Consider the following 15,371-nt stretch of genomic DNA (forward strand, 5'->3'; position numbering starts at 1 on the left):
CATGGCGCATCCCTGCCCCCGCCCCAGCGGGGGTTCTGTCCCGATTGACACCCGGTCCCGTACCGGGCCTTCTACGTTAGGCAGTCATGAGCGAGAACCAAGCCCCTCAGCCCCAGCCCGTTGACGGCGGTGGGTATGGCGAAAGCAGCATCCAGATCCTCGAGGGCCTGGAAGCCGTACGCAAGCGCCCCGGCATGTACATCGGCGACACCTCCGACGGCACGGGTTTGCACCACCTGGTCTTCGAGGTGGTGGACAACTCCATCGACGAGGCATTGGCCGGGCACTGCGACGACATTGTCGTCACCATCCACACCGACAATTCGATCTCCGTCATCGACAACGGCCGCGGCATTCCCACCGGCGTGAAGATGGATGACAAGCACGAGCCCAAGCGCTCGGCCGCCGAGATCGCGCTGACCGAGCTGCACGCAGGCGGCAAGTTCAACCAGAACAGCTACAAAGTCTCGGGCGGCCTGCATGGGGTGGGCGTGTCCTGCGTGAACGCGCTGTCCAAATGGCTGAGGCTGACGGTGCGCCGCGATGGCAAGGTGCACTTCCTCGAATTCCGCAAGGGCGTGCCGCAAGACCGCGTGATCGAGGTGCGCGACGGCGTCGAGGTCAGTCCGATGAAGGTCATCGGCGAGACCGACAAGCGCGGCACCGAGGTGCACTTCCTGCCCGATGACGAGATCTTCCAGCAGAACAACGACTTCCACTACGACATCCTCGCCAAGCGCCTGCGCGAGCTGTCCTTCCTGAACAACGGTGTGAAGATCCGCCTGGTGGACGAGCGCCACAACAAGGAGGACAACTTCGCCTTCGTCGGTGGGGTCAAGGGCTTCGTCGATTTCATCAACCAGGGCAAGAAGGTTCTGCACCCCAACGTCTTCCATGCCGTGGGCGAGAAGCTCAGCGAGCAAGGCACCACCATCGGCGTCGAGGTGGCGATGCAGTGGAACGACGGATACAACGAAAATGTCCTGTGCTTCACGAACAACATCCCGCAACGCGACGGCGGCACCCACCTCACGGGTTTGCGTGCGGCGATGACGCGGGTGATCAACAAGTACATCGAGGACAACGAACTGGCCAAGAAGGCCAAGGTCGAGATCAGCGGTGACGACATGCGCGAAGGCCTGGCCTGCGTGGTCAGCGTCAAGGTGCCCGAGCCGAAGTTTTCCAGCCAGACCAAGGACAAGCTGGTTTCCAGCGAGGTGCGCGGGCCGGTGGAGGAGATCGTCGCCAGCAAGCTCACCGACTGGCTGCTGGAGAACCCCACCGACGCCAAGATCATCTGCGGCAAGATCGTGGAGGCCGCCCGCGCCCGCGAGGCCGCGCGCAAGGCGCGCGAGATGACGCGCCGCAAGGGCGTGCTCGACGGCCTGGGCCTGCCCGGCAAGCTGGCCGACTGCCAGGAAAAGGACCCGGCGCTCAGCGAGATCTACATCGTCGAGGGCGACTCGGCCGGCGGCTCGGCCAAACAGGGCCGCGATCGCAAGTTCCAGGCCATCTTGCCGCTGCGCGGCAAGATCCTGAACGTGGAGAAGGCGCGCTATGAGAAGCTGCTGTCGAGCAACGAGATCATCACGCTGATCACCGCCCTGGGCACCGGTATCGGCAAGGACGACTTCAACCCGGACAAGCTGCGCTACCACCGCATCATCATCATGACCGACGCGGACGTGGATGGCGCGCACATCCGCACCCTGCTGCTCACCTTCTTCTACCGCCAGATGCCCGAGCTGGTCGAGCGCGGCCACATCTACATCGCCCAGCCGCCGCTGTACAAGGTGAAGGTGGGCAAGGACGAGCAGTACCTGAAGGACGCCCACGAACTCGATGCCTACCTGCTGCGCGTGGCGCTGAAGGACGCGCGCCTGGACACCGGCGTGAACGGCACGGTGCTCGAAGGCGAGACGCTCGAAACCCTGGCGCGCCAGTACGTGCTGGCCAACAACGTGATCGACCGCCTGGCCAACTGGATGGACGTGGAAGCCCTGCGTGTCCTGGCCGACGGCCTGGAGCTGCAGCTCGACACGGCCGAGCAGGCCCGCGCCTCGGCGGCCGCGCTGAAAGCCGCCCTGCACGATGCCGAGGTGGAGGCCGTCTACGACGAGCGCACTGACAAGCAAATGCTGCGCATCAGCCGACGCCACCATGGCAACCTCAAGAGCAGCGTGATCAGCGCTGACTTCGTGCATGGTGCCGACTACGAAGCCCTGAGCACCGCCGGACGCATGTTCAAGGGCCTGGTGGGTCCCAATGCCATCGTGCGCAAGGGCGAGGGCGACAAGCAAAAGGAAGCCCAGGTCACCGACTTCCGCCAGGCCATGGCCTGGCTGATGCAGCAGGCCGAGAACAGCGTGTCACGTCAGCGCTACAAGGGCCTGGGTGAGATGAACCCCGAGCAGCTTTGGGAAACCACGATGGACCCCAACGTGCGCCGCCTGCTGCGCGTGCAGATCGAAGATGCGATCGAGGCCGACCGGGTGTTCACGATGCTGATGGGCGACGAGGTGGAGCCGCGGCGGGACTTCATCGAATCGAACGCTCTGCGGGCGGCGAATATCGACGTCTGACACCGCGCATCGCCAACCCATGGACTCCACAAGCCCCCGGGCTCATGGCCGGGGGTCTTTTCCCTTGCAAACCGAGCAAGCCGGGACGCTCCAACCATCGTTGCGGCAGCATGGCCGCGTGTGGGGCGTGGCCAGCGGCCACGTTAGCGTGGCGCCCCAGCCCCGCTGTGCGACCTGGTGGCCTCTCGACCTGTCATGGCAACGATTCCTTCTGACTTTCCCACGCACCTGGCCTGGCGATTCGAGCATGTCCTGCCAGGTTCATTTCGCAGGAACAAGCAAGACTACGCTGACATCGACTTTCCGATCCTTGGGCCGCTGCCGGTCCACCAGGCGGCAACCGAGCCCTTGGAAGGCAAGGGGCTGGCCGGGCCGTTCATCTATTTCGTCCTCGACGGCCATGGCCAGGTGCACTACGTCGGGAAATCCAAAGAAAAAACCGTGATCAAACGCTGGGTGCGCCCAGGCCTTGGGGGACCAGCGTCTCACTATTGGACACACACCAATCGGAAAGCGGGATGCGTGCGCAAGATCGCTGAGGGTCTGCAGCGCGGCCAGGGGCCGTTCGAGCTGCGCTTCATGAGCGTGAACGATGTTCCGCCGCACGCGGTGATGCGCTTCAGCGCCGCATACCCCCATCTCGAACCGCTGGAACAGCTCGAAAAAGGCTGTATGTCTTTGCTGCGGCCCACATGGAATGATCCCGCGTCCTACCGTTGAGCACGGCCATGGGGGATTCGAACGCTTGCTGCGCTCAGGCCGAGCCGCGCGGCCGATGCCTGGGCCGCGTGCTGGTGCGGCCGCCAAGCTGGGTTGAACCGATGTGTGCCGCCACAACGGCCGCCGCCAGCGTGACGGCCCAGGAGTAGTAGATCCACAGCAGGAAGACCGGCAGCACGGCAAAGCTGCCGTACAGCGTGCGGTAGGTGGGCAGCGTGAGCACGTAGGCGGCGAAGGCTTGTTTGCCGGCTTCCAGTGCGGCCGCGCCGAGCAGGCCGCCCAGCAGCGCCTCGCGCCGGCGCACGGGGGCATGGGGTATCAGGTAGAACAGCAAGCTCAGCATCGCAAGGCTCAGCGCGGCCGGCCCCAGCGTCCACACCGCTTCGGCGGCCGGCGGCCAGGGGCTCAGCAGGCCTTTGGACAGGGCCCAAGCCCGTGAGCTGGCCCACAGGCTCACGCCCAACACCAGCGGCCCGGCAGCCAGCATGGGCAGATACAGTGCCAGACGCTTGAGCCACGGCCGCCCCTGGCGGACCTGCCAGATGCGGTTGAGCGTCGTCTCCACCGTGAGCATCATCGCCAGCGCGGCCACGAGCAGCAGGGCCGAGCCGCTCCAGCTCAGTGCCTGGGCGTTGTTGGCAAAGCGCCCGAGGTGTTGCAGCACCGGCTGCGCGATGTCCGGTGGCAGCAGATGCGGCAGCCACAGAGCTTCCAGTGTCTGACGCAGTGGCCGAAGGGCAGGCACTTGGGTCAGTAATGCAAAGCCCACGGCCAGCAACGGTACGAGCGACAGCAGCGTCGTGAAACTCAGGCTGCCGGCCGCCTGGGCCAGGCGGGCGTCGCGCAGGCGATCGAGGAGTCGACGAAGGCGGGAGAGCATGGCAGGCACGAGGGGCCGGTATCGGGCGCGGGGCGGATTGTCCGAGAATCGAGGCCACCTTTCCCGTGAAGATTCGACGCCGGAGGCGCCCATGACGGATTCCCTGGCCGCGCTGGCCCAGCGCCTGCAGCAGTTCGCCCAGGCGCGCGACTGGCAGCGCTTCCATTCGCCCAAGAACCTGGCCTGCGCCCTGGCGGTGGAGGCCGGCGAGCTGCTCGAGCATTTCCAGTGGCTGAGCGAGGCGCAAAGCGGCCACCTCGATACGGCCAGCAAGGCCGAGGTGGCCGACGAGATGGCCGATGTGCTGCTGTACTTGGTGCAGTTGGCCACGGTGATGGAGGTCGATGTGCTGGAGGCGGCCCGGCGCAAGATCGAACGCAACGAGCAGCGGTTTCCCGCTAGCCGATGAAGCGGCAAGCGGCTCGGAGGGGACGCGGCGCAGCGCTTCAGGCACAATGGTGTCATGGCTGCCCCACGGCGGCCATGGTGATGTCGGGAGAGCCTGCCGGGGGTGTGTTGGCCCAGGCGGCGCCGAAGGAGCAACCGCCCCGGAAACTCTCAGGCCCAAGGACCGGCATCGTCCACCGACTCTGAAGAGCTGCCGGCCGTTCGCGTCGCCGGTCAGCACCGAAGGAGCAAGCGGGAGCCCCGTGCGCCCGCGAATCTCTCAGGTCCGCAACAGAGGGGGCGTCCAGGCTGCGGTTCGCGCAGCCCGGGCTCCATCCTCGACGCGCGGCTTTCCCTGAGAGGAGCTCTCATGCCTTCCATTGCAGTCATCGGCGGCGGCATCACCGGCGTCACCACCGCCTATGCCCTGGCCCGCCGCGGTCTGGCCGTCACCCTGTTCGAGCGCCATCGCTATGCCGCGATGGAGACCTCCTATGCCAACGGGGGGCAGTTGTCGGCCTCCAACGCCGAAGTGTGGAACCACGCCGCCACGGTCTGGAAGGGCCTGAAGTGGATGCTGAAGAGCGACGCGCCGCTGCTGGTGAACCCGCGGCCGAGCTGGCACAAGCTGAGCTGGTTTGCGCAGTTCATTGCCAGCATCCCGCACTACCGCCGCCACACCATCGAGACGGCGCGCCTGGCGATCGCCGCGCGCGAGCACCTGTATGCGTGGGCCGACGAAGAGGGCATCGACTTTGACCACCGGCGCGAAGGCATCTTGCACATCTACCGCGACCGATCGGGTTTCGAACATGCCCGCCGCGTGTCTGCTCTGCTGGCCGCCGGCGGGCTGCAGCGTCGCGCCGTGACGCCCGAGGAGATCCGCGCGATCGCGCCGACGTTGGCGGGCCGCTATTTCGGCGGCTGGTACACCGACAGCGACACCACCGGGGACATCCACAAGTTCACCCACGGGCTGGCGCAAGCGGCGCAGCGCCATGGCGTGCGTTGCCTGTACGGCCAGGACGTGCGCCGGCTCAAGGCGCTGGACGACGGCGTGCGCGTGACGCTGGCCGGGCCTGGCGGCGAGCACGATCTGCGTTTCGACGCGGTGGTGGTGTGCGCCGGCGTGGCCAGCCGGGCCCTGGCCGCGCAGCTCGGCGACCGGGTCAACGTCTATCCGGTGAAGGGCTATTCGATCACCGTGAACCTGCTGGACCAGGCCAGCCAGGCCGCCGCACCCACGGTGAGCCTGCTCGACGACGAGACCAAGATCGTGACGAGCCGGCTGGGCGTGGACCGCTTCCGTGTGGCCGGCACGGCCGAGTTCAACGGTGAGAACCGCGACATCCGGGCCGACCGCATCCGTCCGCTGGTGGACTGGGTGGAGCGCTGCTTCCCGGGGGTGTCCACGCGCAGCGTGGTGCCCTGGGCGGGGCTGCGGCCGATGATGCCCGACATGATGCCCCGCGTGGGCCGCGGCCGTCATCCGCGCGTGTTCTACAACACCGGCCACGGCCACCTGGGCTGGACGCTGTCGGCGGCCACGGCCGATCTCGTCGGCACGGTGGTCGATCGCGCCTTGGGCCGGTCGGCGTCGGTCGGCGCGCGCAGCCTTGCGCCCGGCGAGGCTGTCATCCGTTTGTCGTAACGGTTTGTGACACTGGCGGTCCGCCGCGAAGGTGGTGGACCGCGAGAGAAAGGCAAAGCCGCCGAAAGGCGGTGACGCAAAGCCATCGGGCTACAGCGCTTGTGGCGCCATGCCGGCTGGGCCGCCTGGGCTAGTCCTGTGCCTTGGCCGATCGTTCTCGCGGGTGTTTGAACCTGGAGGGCAAGCATGTCGGGATGGCCTGTCGATGGCGTCCTGCGCAAAACGGCAAAAGGACGAGAGGCGCTGGCAGAGCGCGGGTTCACCGGCACGCGGGCGCAGCGCTCTTTCCTGATCCTCATCGATGGCCGCAAGCCGTTGAAGGCCTTGTCGGCGGCAGCGCAAACCTTGGGCATCGATGCTCAGCAGATCCAGGCTTTGCTCGATGCGGGCTGGGTGGAGTGGGCGTCCAGGCCCGTGATCAAGGCGGGATCAGCACCCGCGTCGGAGCACGGGGGACTTGCGTCGAGCCCGCGCGAGCAGCGCTCTTTGGCGCAGGCCAAGCTCTATGCGTTGGAGTTGGCCACGCTGATGGTGCGTCCGCAGGAGCAGGCCGTGCGCGAGGCGGCCCGCGCGGTGTTCGACGAGGCGTCAATGAAGGCCTGGCTGCAAGACATCGCGCAGCGCATTGCCGAGCACGCTGGCGCCGAGCGCGCCGCGCATTTTCTGGACAAGGTCCATGCGGTGTGGCCCCAAGGCCTGGCCCAGGCCTTGCTGCAGCCCGCCGAGTGAAACGCCACGATGAACGCGGTGAACGATATCCACGAACTGCTGGCCGCTTCTCATGCCTTGCATGCGGCCACGCCCGACAAGCGCCTGGCCACCAAGGCGGCCGATCTGCGCACCGACAGCCCCAGCGTCTCGCCCGCTCACACCAACGATGAGCTGATGCGCTTTTTCACCCGCCACCCCGAGCAGACGAATGTGGCGGTGGTGGCCGAGGGTCGGCCGATGGGCTTGGTGAACAAGCATGTGTTCATGGAAAGCTATGCCAAGCCCTATGCGAAGGAGTTGTTCGGGCGTCAGTCCTGCGTGACCTGGATGAATCCCTCGCCCTTGGTGGTGGAAGAAGACACCACGGTGGAGGTGTTGATGAGAATGGCGGTGCACCAGGGCGAAAGTGTGCTCAAAGATGGGTTCATCACGGTGCGTCATGGCCGCTACAGCGGCACGGGCAGCGGGTTTGCGCTCATGCAGGCCATGTCCGAACTGGAGGCCGAGAAAACCCGCCAGCTCCTGGCCAGCATCGACTACGCAAGCCACATTCAGCGCGCGCATCTGCGCGACTCTGACGCGCATTTGGCGCAGGCTTTTCCCGACAGCAGTCTGTGGTGGGAGCCGCGCGACGTGGTGGGCGGTGACGGCTATTTCGTACGCCGTCTGCCGCAGGGGGCGCTGGCCGCGGTCATCGATTGCACGGGCCACGGCGTACCCGGGGCTTTCATGACGCTGGTGGTCTTGTCGTGGCTGGAGCAGCGGGTGCAGGGCTGGCCCTCGGGCGAGCCGATCGATCCGGGGCACTGGCTGTCGCAATTGAACCGACACGTGCGCCGAGTGCTGGGGCAGCAGGTGCAGCGGCGCCCGGGTGAGCTCGGCCACGATGACGGCCTGGATATCGCAATGTTGTGGCTGCCCGAAGGCCGCGATGAACTGCTGTTTGCCAGCGCTCATCTGTCTTTGCTGGTGTTGGAAGCCGATGGCAGCGTCGTGTGCGTCGATGGCGACAAGCACGGTGTGGGCTATGCCGGCACGCCCGACGAAACGGTGTGGACCACGCGCCGCATCGTCTTGCACCGGCCGCGTTTGGCGATGGTGGTCACCGATGGGGTGATCGATCAGCCTGGAGGACCCAAGGGCATCGCGCTGGGCAAACAGCGATTGGCCGCCTTTTTCGCCGCGCAACGCCACCGTTCGGCCAGCGAGGTCGGGGCGGCCTTGAGCGAACTGCTCAAAGCCTGGCAGGGTGCGCAGTGCCGCCGCGACGACGTGACGGCCTTGTGCCTGCGGCTGCCCGGGGTGCGCTCATGATGGCGGCTGTACACGAGCCGCCGCCAGACCAGGCTGCCCAGACCGGGCTGTGCGTCCACTATCAGGGACTTTTCCAGCCGCACACGGTGCAGGCCCTGGGCATGGCGGTGCGGCAGCGCCTGGTCGAGGCCTCGGTGCCGCAAGGCTTGCGCCGTCGGCTCTTTTCCGCCGTCGTGGAGATGGCACACAACGTCATGCATTACGGCTGCGATCGCAGCGGGCGACGCGGCGCTGGCGTGGGGGTGCTGACCGTGGGGTTGGACCCCGCGCCGAACCCGGGCGAGGCTGTCCGGGGGGGCTGGATCCTGTGTGCCAATCCGGTGCATCGCGAGGATGTGGAGCGCATCGGCCAGCGCATGGAGCGTTTGCGCGCAATGAGCCGCGAGGAGACCCAGGCCTGCTACCGGCGCCAGTTGCTCGATGACGAGCACGCCCGACGCGACCCACACAGCCGAGGCAGCGGCCTGGGGTTGCTGACCATCGCCCGCGACAGCCGCCAGCCGCTGGAGTATGCCTTCGTCTCGACCGGCGAGCCGGCCGACGAGCGGGTGATATTCGTCTTGCATGCCCGGCTGTGAACCTTGGCTTCATCGTTGTGGAGACTGCCCATGTCCGTCGTTCGTGTTCCAGCCACCACTGTCACGCCAGAGATCGAATTCCAGCCCGGCGCGCAGTACCTGCGCATCCGCGGCGAGTGCTATCCGGAAAACCCGCTCGTGTTCTTCGAGCCGCTGCTGGGCACGTTGCAGCGCTACTTTGCTCAGGAGCGTCCCTTGCGCTTTGCGGTGCAGGTGCAAATGAACTACGTGAACAGTGCCTCGACCAAGGCCTTTCGCCAGTTGTTCCTCATGCTCGACGCGTTGGGCCGCCGCGGAGCACAGGTCGAGGTGCAGTGGGAGCACGATGCCCAGGACGACGTGATGGCCGAGCTCGGTGTCGATCTGGCCAGCGACCTGCCCTATGTCGCTTTGAGGCTCGTGACGTGCGCCTGAGCCGCCTTCGTGTTCGAGCGATTCCATGAGCCCCGTGGCATCGGCCGATTTGGCCCTGGAAATCCGCCGCATCATCGAGCACGGCGCGGTGGTGCCGCACTTCCAGCCCATCATCGACTTGCATGGAGGAGACATCATTGGCTATGAGGGCCTGAGCCGCGGCCCGTCAGACTCCTTCTTGCATTCGCCGGTGGCCTTGTTCGAAGCGGCCGCGATGCTGGGCCGCCTGGCCGAGCTGGAATGGCGCGCCCTGGACGTGCTGCTCAAAGCCTTTGCCCGGCTGAAGCTGCCGGGCTTGCTGTTTGCGAACGTCACGCCGGCGTCCATCGTGGAGATCGGCGATTTCGACCGGCGCTTGCTGGGCCTCATCACGCAAGCAGGATTGCAGCCCTCGAAGGTGATCCTGGAGCTCACCGAAACCCATGCCGGCTCGGACCCGCGAGAGCTGATCGATGCCCTCACGGCGATCAAGCAGGCCGGCCTGGTGGTGGCCTTGGACGATCTGGGCGAAGGGTTCTCGGGGCTGAAGCGCTGGACCGAGGTGCGTCCGCAGTATGTCAAGATCGACCGTCATTTCGTCGACGGACTGTCGCAGGACCCTTTGCGCCAGCAATTCATCCGCTCGATGCTCGACATGGCGCGCCCCACCAACAGCCGGGTGGTGGCCGAAGGCGTCGAGACGGAGTCGGACCTGTTGTTGCTGCGTCAGCTCGGGGTGCATTGTGCCCAGGGCTACGTCATCGCCAAGCCCGTGGCCACCCCCCGCACCACCTTGCGGCCCGAGCTGGTGCAACTGCTGCGCGGCTGCGATCGCAGCGCGCTGGATGGCTCACGCCGGGCCCGGCGCACGCAGGCGCGCGACCTGGCGCGCGCCTGCCAGACCGTCACGCTGGCGGCCAGCTGCGAAGAGGTGATTGCGGCCTTTCGGGACGATCCCCACCTATACGCTTTGCCGGTACTGGACGATGCGGGCCGACCGATTGGCATGCTGCGCAGCCACCAGTGCCTGGTGGCTGCCAGCCAACTGTACTTTCGCGACGTGTACGGCAAACAGTCGTGCCGGGTGCTGCTGGACGCCAATCCGCTCATCTTCGATGCCGGCAGCACCTTGCAGTCGATGGCCCAGGCTGTGGCCAATATCGACGAACGCCATCTCACCGACGGCTTCATCGTCACCGATGGTGGACAGTACGTCGGCATGGGCCGCATCAGCGACTTGCTGCGCGCCGTCAGCGACAGCCAGCTGTCGGCCGCGCGCTATGCCAACCCGCTCACGCAACTCCCCGGTAACGTGCCGCTGGACGAGCATATCGATCAGCTGCTCGACCAAGGGCAGGACTTCGTCGTGGTTCACTGGGACATCAGCTCATTCAAAGCCTTCAACGATGTCTATGGCTACCGGCTGGGCGACGACATGATCCTGATGACGGCCGAGGTCTTGCGCGCCGTGCACGATCCTGAACGCGACATGCTGGGCCATGTGGGCGGCGATGACTTCGTCAGCGTCTTCACATCCGAGGACTGGCGCACGCGCATCGACAGTGCGTTGCGTCAGTTCGATGAAGCCGTGCGGCGGCTGTACAGCGCCGAGCATTTGCAGCGCGGCGGCTACGTGAGCCTGAACCGGCAGGGGTTGCCCGTCTTTCATCCGCTGGCCACTCTGGCCGCCGGCGTCGTGCCAGTCGCTGCGGGCGCGTACGAGTCCCACCGGCAAATCGCCCGCGCTGCGGCCGACACCAAGCGCGTGGCCAAGCAAAGCAGCCGCAGCGACTACTTCGTCGAGCGCCGGCAAGCCCCGAACCAGGTGGCTCAAGCCACCGGCCCCACGGCGGTTCAGACCACGCCCCCAGAGCCCAGCAGGTCTCAGACGTTCATCACCGCCACCGAGCGCACGTTGACGTAGGCCTCCAGCGCCTCGGGGCCGCCTTCGGAGCCATAGCCTGAGTCCTTGATGCCACCGAAGGGCATCTCGGCCGAGGGCAAGGCGGGCATGTTGATCCACAGCATGCCCACTTCGACGCGGCGCGTGAGCAGGTCGGCGTTTTTCAGCGATCGTGTGAAGGCATAGGCGGCCAGGCCATAAGGCAGTCGATTGGCCTCGGCGATGGCTTCGTCCAGCGTGTTGAAGGAGCGGATCGCGGCCACCGGGCCGAAGGGCTCGTCGTTGAAGACGCGCGCATCCAGGGGCACATCAGCCAGGATCGTGGGCTGCCAGAAGTTGCCAATGTGGCCGATGCGCTCGCCGCCGGCGAGCACGGTGGCGCCCTTGCGCACGGCGTCTTGGGTGAGCTCGGCCATCGCGGCCAGGCGGCGCGGGTTGGCCAGCGGGCCCATTTGTGTGCCTTCGGCCAGGCCGTCGCCCACCTTCAGGCCTTGGGCGTGCTGCGCCAGCGCCTGGGCGAATTCCTGGCGGATGCTCTCGTGCACCAGGAAGCGCGTGGGCGAGATGCATACCTGACCGGCGTTGCGGAATTTGGCAGCACCTGCGGTCTTCACGGCCAGCGCGATGTCGGCATCCTCGCAGACGATGACCGGGGCATGACCACCCAGCTCCATCGTCACGCGCTTCATGTGCTGCCCGGCCAGCGCGGCGAGCTGCTTGCCCACCGGCGTGGAGCCGGTGAAGGTGATCTTGCGGATCACGGGATGGGGGATGAGGTAGCTCGAAATCTCGGCGGGGTTGCCATAGACCAGACCCAGCACGCCCGCGGGCAGGCCGGCGTCGGCAAACGCGCGGATGTACGCGGCCGGGCCGGCGGGGGTTTCCTCGGCGGCTTTCACCAGCATCGAGCAGCCCGCGGCCAGCGCGGGGCCCACCTTGCGCACGACCTGGTTGATCGGGAAGTTCCAGGGCGTGAAGGCGGCCACCGGCCCCACCGGGTCCTTGAGCACCATCTGGCGCAGCTCGGGCCGGCTGCGCGAGGGCACGATGCGACCGTACACGCGCAGGCCCTCGTCGGCGAACCATTCGGTGAGGTCGGCGGCGGCCAGGGTCTCGGCCTTGGCCTCGGCCAGCGGCTTGCCCTGCTCCTGGGTGATGAGCGGGGCGATCTCGTTGGCGCGCTCGCGGATCAGCGCGGCGGCACGGCGCATGATCTTCGCGCGCTCGGCCGGGGCCATGTCGCGCCAGGTCTCGAAGCCCTGCTTGGCGGCCTGCAAGGCGCGATCCAGGTCGGCCTGGCCCGCATGGGCCACGCGGCCGATCTCCTGGCCGGTGGCGGGGTTGAAGACGGGCAGCGTGCGGCCGTCGGCGGCGTCGCACCACTGGCCGGCGATGAAGAGCTGGGTGTGGGGGTAGGTCATGGCGGAGAGATCATCGCTGATCAGGACAACCCTACGATTGTGCAGCGTCAGCGCAGCGTTTGCCTGCACCCCGTCACGATGGGCCCGCCGGGCTCAGCCAACCTGCCCCTGATGCCGTAGGGGCCGCCAGGCGCCCGCCAGACAGAGCAGCCCAAAGCCCAGCAACAGACCGGCTCGCAACCAGACATCGCCAGCGCGAGGCTCGCCGAGAAACACGGCTTGCATACCGTCGAGCGCCCAACCCATGGGGGACCATTCCGACACCGTCTGCAAAAACGGAGGCATCAGCATGCGAGGGACCATCACTCCCGCGATGGCGCCCAGCACGACGTTGAGTCCACCGCCGAGCGCGGCGGCTTGATCGAAGCTGCGGCTGTAGGCGGCGATCAACAAAGCCAATCCCACCGCGGCCACACTGGTGGCCAGGGCCATCAATGCAAACCAGCCAGGCGCAATATCCAACTGCAAAGCTGGGCCGCCCAAGAACGGGACCAGCCAGCGCCCCACCACGATCATGAACGCCAGTTGCACCCAGTTCAACACCATGAAGGCCAAGAGCTTGCTGCCCAAGACGGTGCCGGCCGTCACGCCGACGCTGGCCAGCCGAGTGAGCGTGCCATCGTTGCGTTCCTGGATGAGCACGCCAGCGATCGGGATCACGACAAAGAACATGCCAAACACCAACCATGCCGGCACGCTTTGTTGTACGGCCGTCATGGCTCGACCCGACTCGATCTCATAGAGGTAGCGTACCTGCACACCACCACCTTGCCCGATCATGTCAGGCAGTGACGCGCCATCGAGCAACAAGCTGGCGAACGGCCCGGCCTGTGCAGCGGCCATGCGCAAGCGCGCTTGCAGCATCGAAAAGTGCAGCTCGCTGCGCAATCGCGCGGCCGCGGCGGGCTGCACCCGGTTGCCCAACCAAAGCTCGACCTGTTGTGGGCTCGGCTGCCCATCCGCGTTCAACCAAGGCGAGCGCACCACGATGGCGGCCTCGATGAGGCGTTCGCGCAGCGCCGCTTGCGCGAGCTCGCGGCTGTCGTAGCGCTGTCCCCCATGACGGGCGAGCCATTGCTGGCTCCAGGCCTGTGCAGCGGGGTGAGGGTCTTCGATCACCCAGCCGCAGACGGGCAACTCGACATGTGTCACCAGGGTGTTCTTCAACGTGAAGGACATCACCAGCACGAACAGCGCGGGCATGAAGAAAAGAACCATCAAGCCATGAGGGTTGCGAGACAGCAGCACCCATTCCTTGACGGCCAGCCGCACTGACCGATGAAAACGCACAAACCAACGGGGCATGAGTAGAGCCGTTCTCAATCTCGCACCGAGCGTTGCGTGAGATGCATGAACAAAGCCTCGAGATCAGCAAAGGGCGGACCCCCTTCTGGACCTTGCAACAGCGAGGCCAAATCGCCGTGCGCGATCACTACGCCGCGGTCGAGCAACACAATGTCCGAGCACACGGCGCTGACCTCCTCCATGTAGTGCGTGGCGTAGAGAACCGCTGTGCCGTCTCGTACCAATTCGCGTATACGCTCCAGCAAAAATGCACGTGATTGGGGGTCCACACCCACCGTGGGCTCGTCCAGGAGCAGCACCTCGGGGCGCTGAAGCAAGGCGATGGCCAGGTTCAGACGCCGACGCACGCCGCCCGAGCAATGGCATGCACGGCGTGATGCAAAAGCCTCCAGCTGGCAACTCGCCATGGCCGATGCCACACGCAAAGCTCTTTCCTGAGCCTTGATATCGAGCATGTCGGCGAAGAGCTGGAGGTTCTCCTGGCAAGTCAACTGGGGGTAGAAGGCATACTCTTGTGGCACCCAAGCGATGCGCGCAGGGGCGCCGGTCGGATGCACCAGGTGTCCGCGTTGAGGGGTGCGCAGGCCGACGAGCAGGTTGATCAGCGTGGACTTGCCCGAACCGTTGGGTCCCAGCAGCCCCACGGCTTGACCGCGATGCAGCAGCAGATCGACGCCGCGCAAAGCGTCTTGCGTCTGCTTCGGGTAGCGATACACCAATCCATGGGCCGCCAATACGAGGTTGTGGTTCATTGGTGGTGCGCGTTTTGCGGCATGCGTCCCGGCAGCACAGTTGCGCGGCCCAAGCTGTGCCACAAAGCCATGGGGGCCATGCCCCGCCGCAGCAGCCGGCCGCCGACCATGATCACGATCTTGGCGATGTCCACCACCGGTCGGAAGTGGCTGGGTCGGGCGTTGCGTGGATAGCGCCCGGCAATCGCCACCGACAAGGTGGGGTGGCCTTGCTGTGCGGCCTCGATCAGGATTTCGCTCTCGAAGGTGAAGCGTGTGCCCGGCACGCGTGGGCCCAAGGCGATACGCATGACCTCACGGGGATAGACGCGATAGCCGGACTGCGAATCGGCAATCGGATGGCCAGCGGCCCAAGAGATCCAGAAGCAGGCAAAGCGGTTGGCGTGGTAGCGAGCGGGTGGGAACTGCGAGCGGTCGTGTAGGCGTGAACCGATGATGATGCGTTCGGGAGCCTGCTGCCAGGCCGACAGCAGCACAGGCGCGTCATCGGGATCGTGCTGCCCGTCTCCGTCGAAGGAGATCACGCAGCGGGCCTGCCGTTCCAGAGCATAGGCAAAAGCGGTGCGCAAGCTCGCCGCTTTGCCCTGGTTGACAGCATGGCGCAGCAAGACCACAGGCAGATCCTGCACCGAGGCGGACGTTGTATCGGTCGAACCGTCGTCGACCACGATCACACGCGGACAATGCCGCAGTGCACCTTGCGCCAGCGCTCGGATTGTGTGCGCCTCGTTGTATGCGGGGATGGCAATCCAGACGTCCGTCCAGTCCATGGTC

At 66.2% G+C, this 15,371-nt stretch carries 14 protein-coding genes and 2 riboswitches; of the genes, 9 read left to right on the forward strand and 5 right to left on the reverse strand.

Features of this window, described 5'->3' with window-relative positions; all coding sequences use genetic code 11:
• Positions 1–86 precede the first annotated feature (86 nt).
• Positions 87–2,582 carry a DNA topoisomerase (ATP-hydrolyzing) subunit B gene (gyrB, locus tag AC1ECW_RS03020; protein ID WP_481201172.1) on the forward strand — a complete coding sequence of 832 codons (2,496 nt, stop codon included), beginning with the start codon at positions 87–89 and terminating at the stop codon, positions 2,580–2,582.
• 195 nt (positions 2,583–2,777) lie between these two features.
• A complete protein-coding gene (locus AC1ECW_RS03025) occupies positions 2,778–3,302 on the forward strand; it encodes a GIY-YIG nuclease family protein (RefSeq protein WP_481201173.1) in 525 nt (174 codons plus the stop codon).
• Between the two features lie 34 nt (positions 3,303–3,336).
• Here the strand turns inward: AC1ECW_RS03025 and AC1ECW_RS03030 are convergent, their stop codons facing one another.
• Positions 3,337–4,182, reverse strand: coding sequence for a YihY family inner membrane protein (locus AC1ECW_RS03030; RefSeq protein ID WP_481201174.1), 846 nt, complete (start codon positions 4,180–4,182; stop codon positions 3,337–3,339).
• Positions 4,183–4,273: 91 nt separating this feature from the next.
• On the opposite strand from AC1ECW_RS03030, the gene AC1ECW_RS03035 reads away from it, so the two are divergent.
• The 7 genes from AC1ECW_RS03035 to AC1ECW_RS03065 all read left to right on the forward strand — a co-directional run bounded on the left by AC1ECW_RS03035 (position 4,274) and on the right by AC1ECW_RS03065 (position 11,140).
• Positions 4,274–4,591, forward strand: coding sequence for a nucleotide pyrophosphohydrolase (locus tag AC1ECW_RS03035; RefSeq protein ID WP_409702869.1), 318 nt, complete (start codon positions 4,274–4,276; stop codon positions 4,589–4,591).
• Between the two features lie 74 nt (positions 4,592–4,665).
• Positions 4,666–4,766: riboswitch (glycine riboswitch) on the forward strand.
• Positions 4,767–4,939: 173 nt separating this feature from the next.
• Positions 4,940–6,220: a D-amino acid dehydrogenase gene (locus tag AC1ECW_RS03040; RefSeq protein ID WP_409702871.1), complete on the forward strand. Its 1,281-nt coding sequence runs from the start codon at positions 4,940–4,942 to the stop codon at positions 6,218–6,220.
• Between the two features lie 41 nt (positions 6,221–6,261).
• A riboswitch (cyclic di-GMP riboswitch) is annotated at positions 6,262–6,349 on the forward strand.
• Positions 6,350–6,406: 57 nt separating this feature from the next.
• On the forward strand, positions 6,407–6,949 hold the full coding sequence (locus AC1ECW_RS03045) for a hypothetical protein (RefSeq protein ID WP_409702873.1): 543 nt from the start codon (positions 6,407–6,409) through the stop codon (positions 6,947–6,949).
• 9 nt (positions 6,950–6,958) lie between these two features.
• The gene (locus tag AC1ECW_RS03050) at positions 6,959–8,245 is read left to right on the forward strand and encodes a SpoIIE family protein phosphatase (RefSeq protein WP_481201175.1); all 1,287 of its coding nucleotides are present in this window, start codon (positions 6,959–6,961) and stop codon (positions 8,243–8,245) included.
• Entirely contained in the window at positions 8,242–8,823 is a 582-nt protein-coding gene (locus AC1ECW_RS03055) for a SiaB family protein kinase (protein WP_409702877.1), read from the forward strand. Before AC1ECW_RS03050 ends, AC1ECW_RS03055 begins: the two co-directional genes overlap by 4 nt.
• Positions 8,824–8,853: 30 nt before the next feature.
• Positions 8,854–9,237 (forward strand): DUF1987 domain-containing protein, encoded by a 384-nt coding sequence (locus tag AC1ECW_RS03060; RefSeq protein WP_409702879.1) that lies wholly within the window; start codon positions 8,854–8,856, stop codon positions 9,235–9,237.
• 25 nt (positions 9,238–9,262) lie between these two features.
• A complete protein-coding gene (locus tag AC1ECW_RS03065) occupies positions 9,263–11,140 on the forward strand; it encodes an EAL domain-containing protein (RefSeq protein ID WP_481201176.1) in 1,878 nt (625 codons plus the stop codon).
• On the opposite strand, the gene AC1ECW_RS03070 is transcribed toward AC1ECW_RS03065, so the two are convergent.
• From AC1ECW_RS03070 to AC1ECW_RS03085, 4 genes are all read right to left on the reverse strand, one after another.
• Positions 11,101–12,540: an NAD-dependent succinate-semialdehyde dehydrogenase gene (locus AC1ECW_RS03070; RefSeq protein WP_481201177.1), complete on the reverse strand. Its 1,440-nt coding sequence runs from the start codon at positions 12,538–12,540 to the stop codon at positions 11,101–11,103. The genes AC1ECW_RS03065 and AC1ECW_RS03070 overlap by 40 nt on opposite strands.
• A gap of 93 nt (positions 12,541–12,633) precedes the next feature.
• Positions 12,634–13,845 (reverse strand): ABC transporter permease, encoded by a 1,212-nt coding sequence (locus AC1ECW_RS03075; protein WP_481201178.1) that lies wholly within the window; start codon positions 13,843–13,845, stop codon positions 12,634–12,636.
• A 14-nt stretch (positions 13,846–13,859) separates the two neighbouring features.
• On the reverse strand, positions 13,860–14,597 hold the full coding sequence (locus tag AC1ECW_RS03080; RefSeq protein WP_481201179.1) for an ABC transporter ATP-binding protein: 738 nt from the start codon (positions 14,595–14,597) through the stop codon (positions 13,860–13,862).
• Entirely contained in the window at positions 14,594–15,367 is a 774-nt protein-coding gene (locus AC1ECW_RS03085; protein WP_481201180.1) for a glycosyltransferase family 2 protein, read from the reverse strand. Before AC1ECW_RS03085 ends, AC1ECW_RS03080 begins: the two co-directional genes overlap by 4 nt.
• Positions 15,368–15,371: the final 4 nt, after the last annotated feature.

The sequence above is a fragment of the Caldimonas hydrothermalis genome (genome assembly GCF_056746695.1).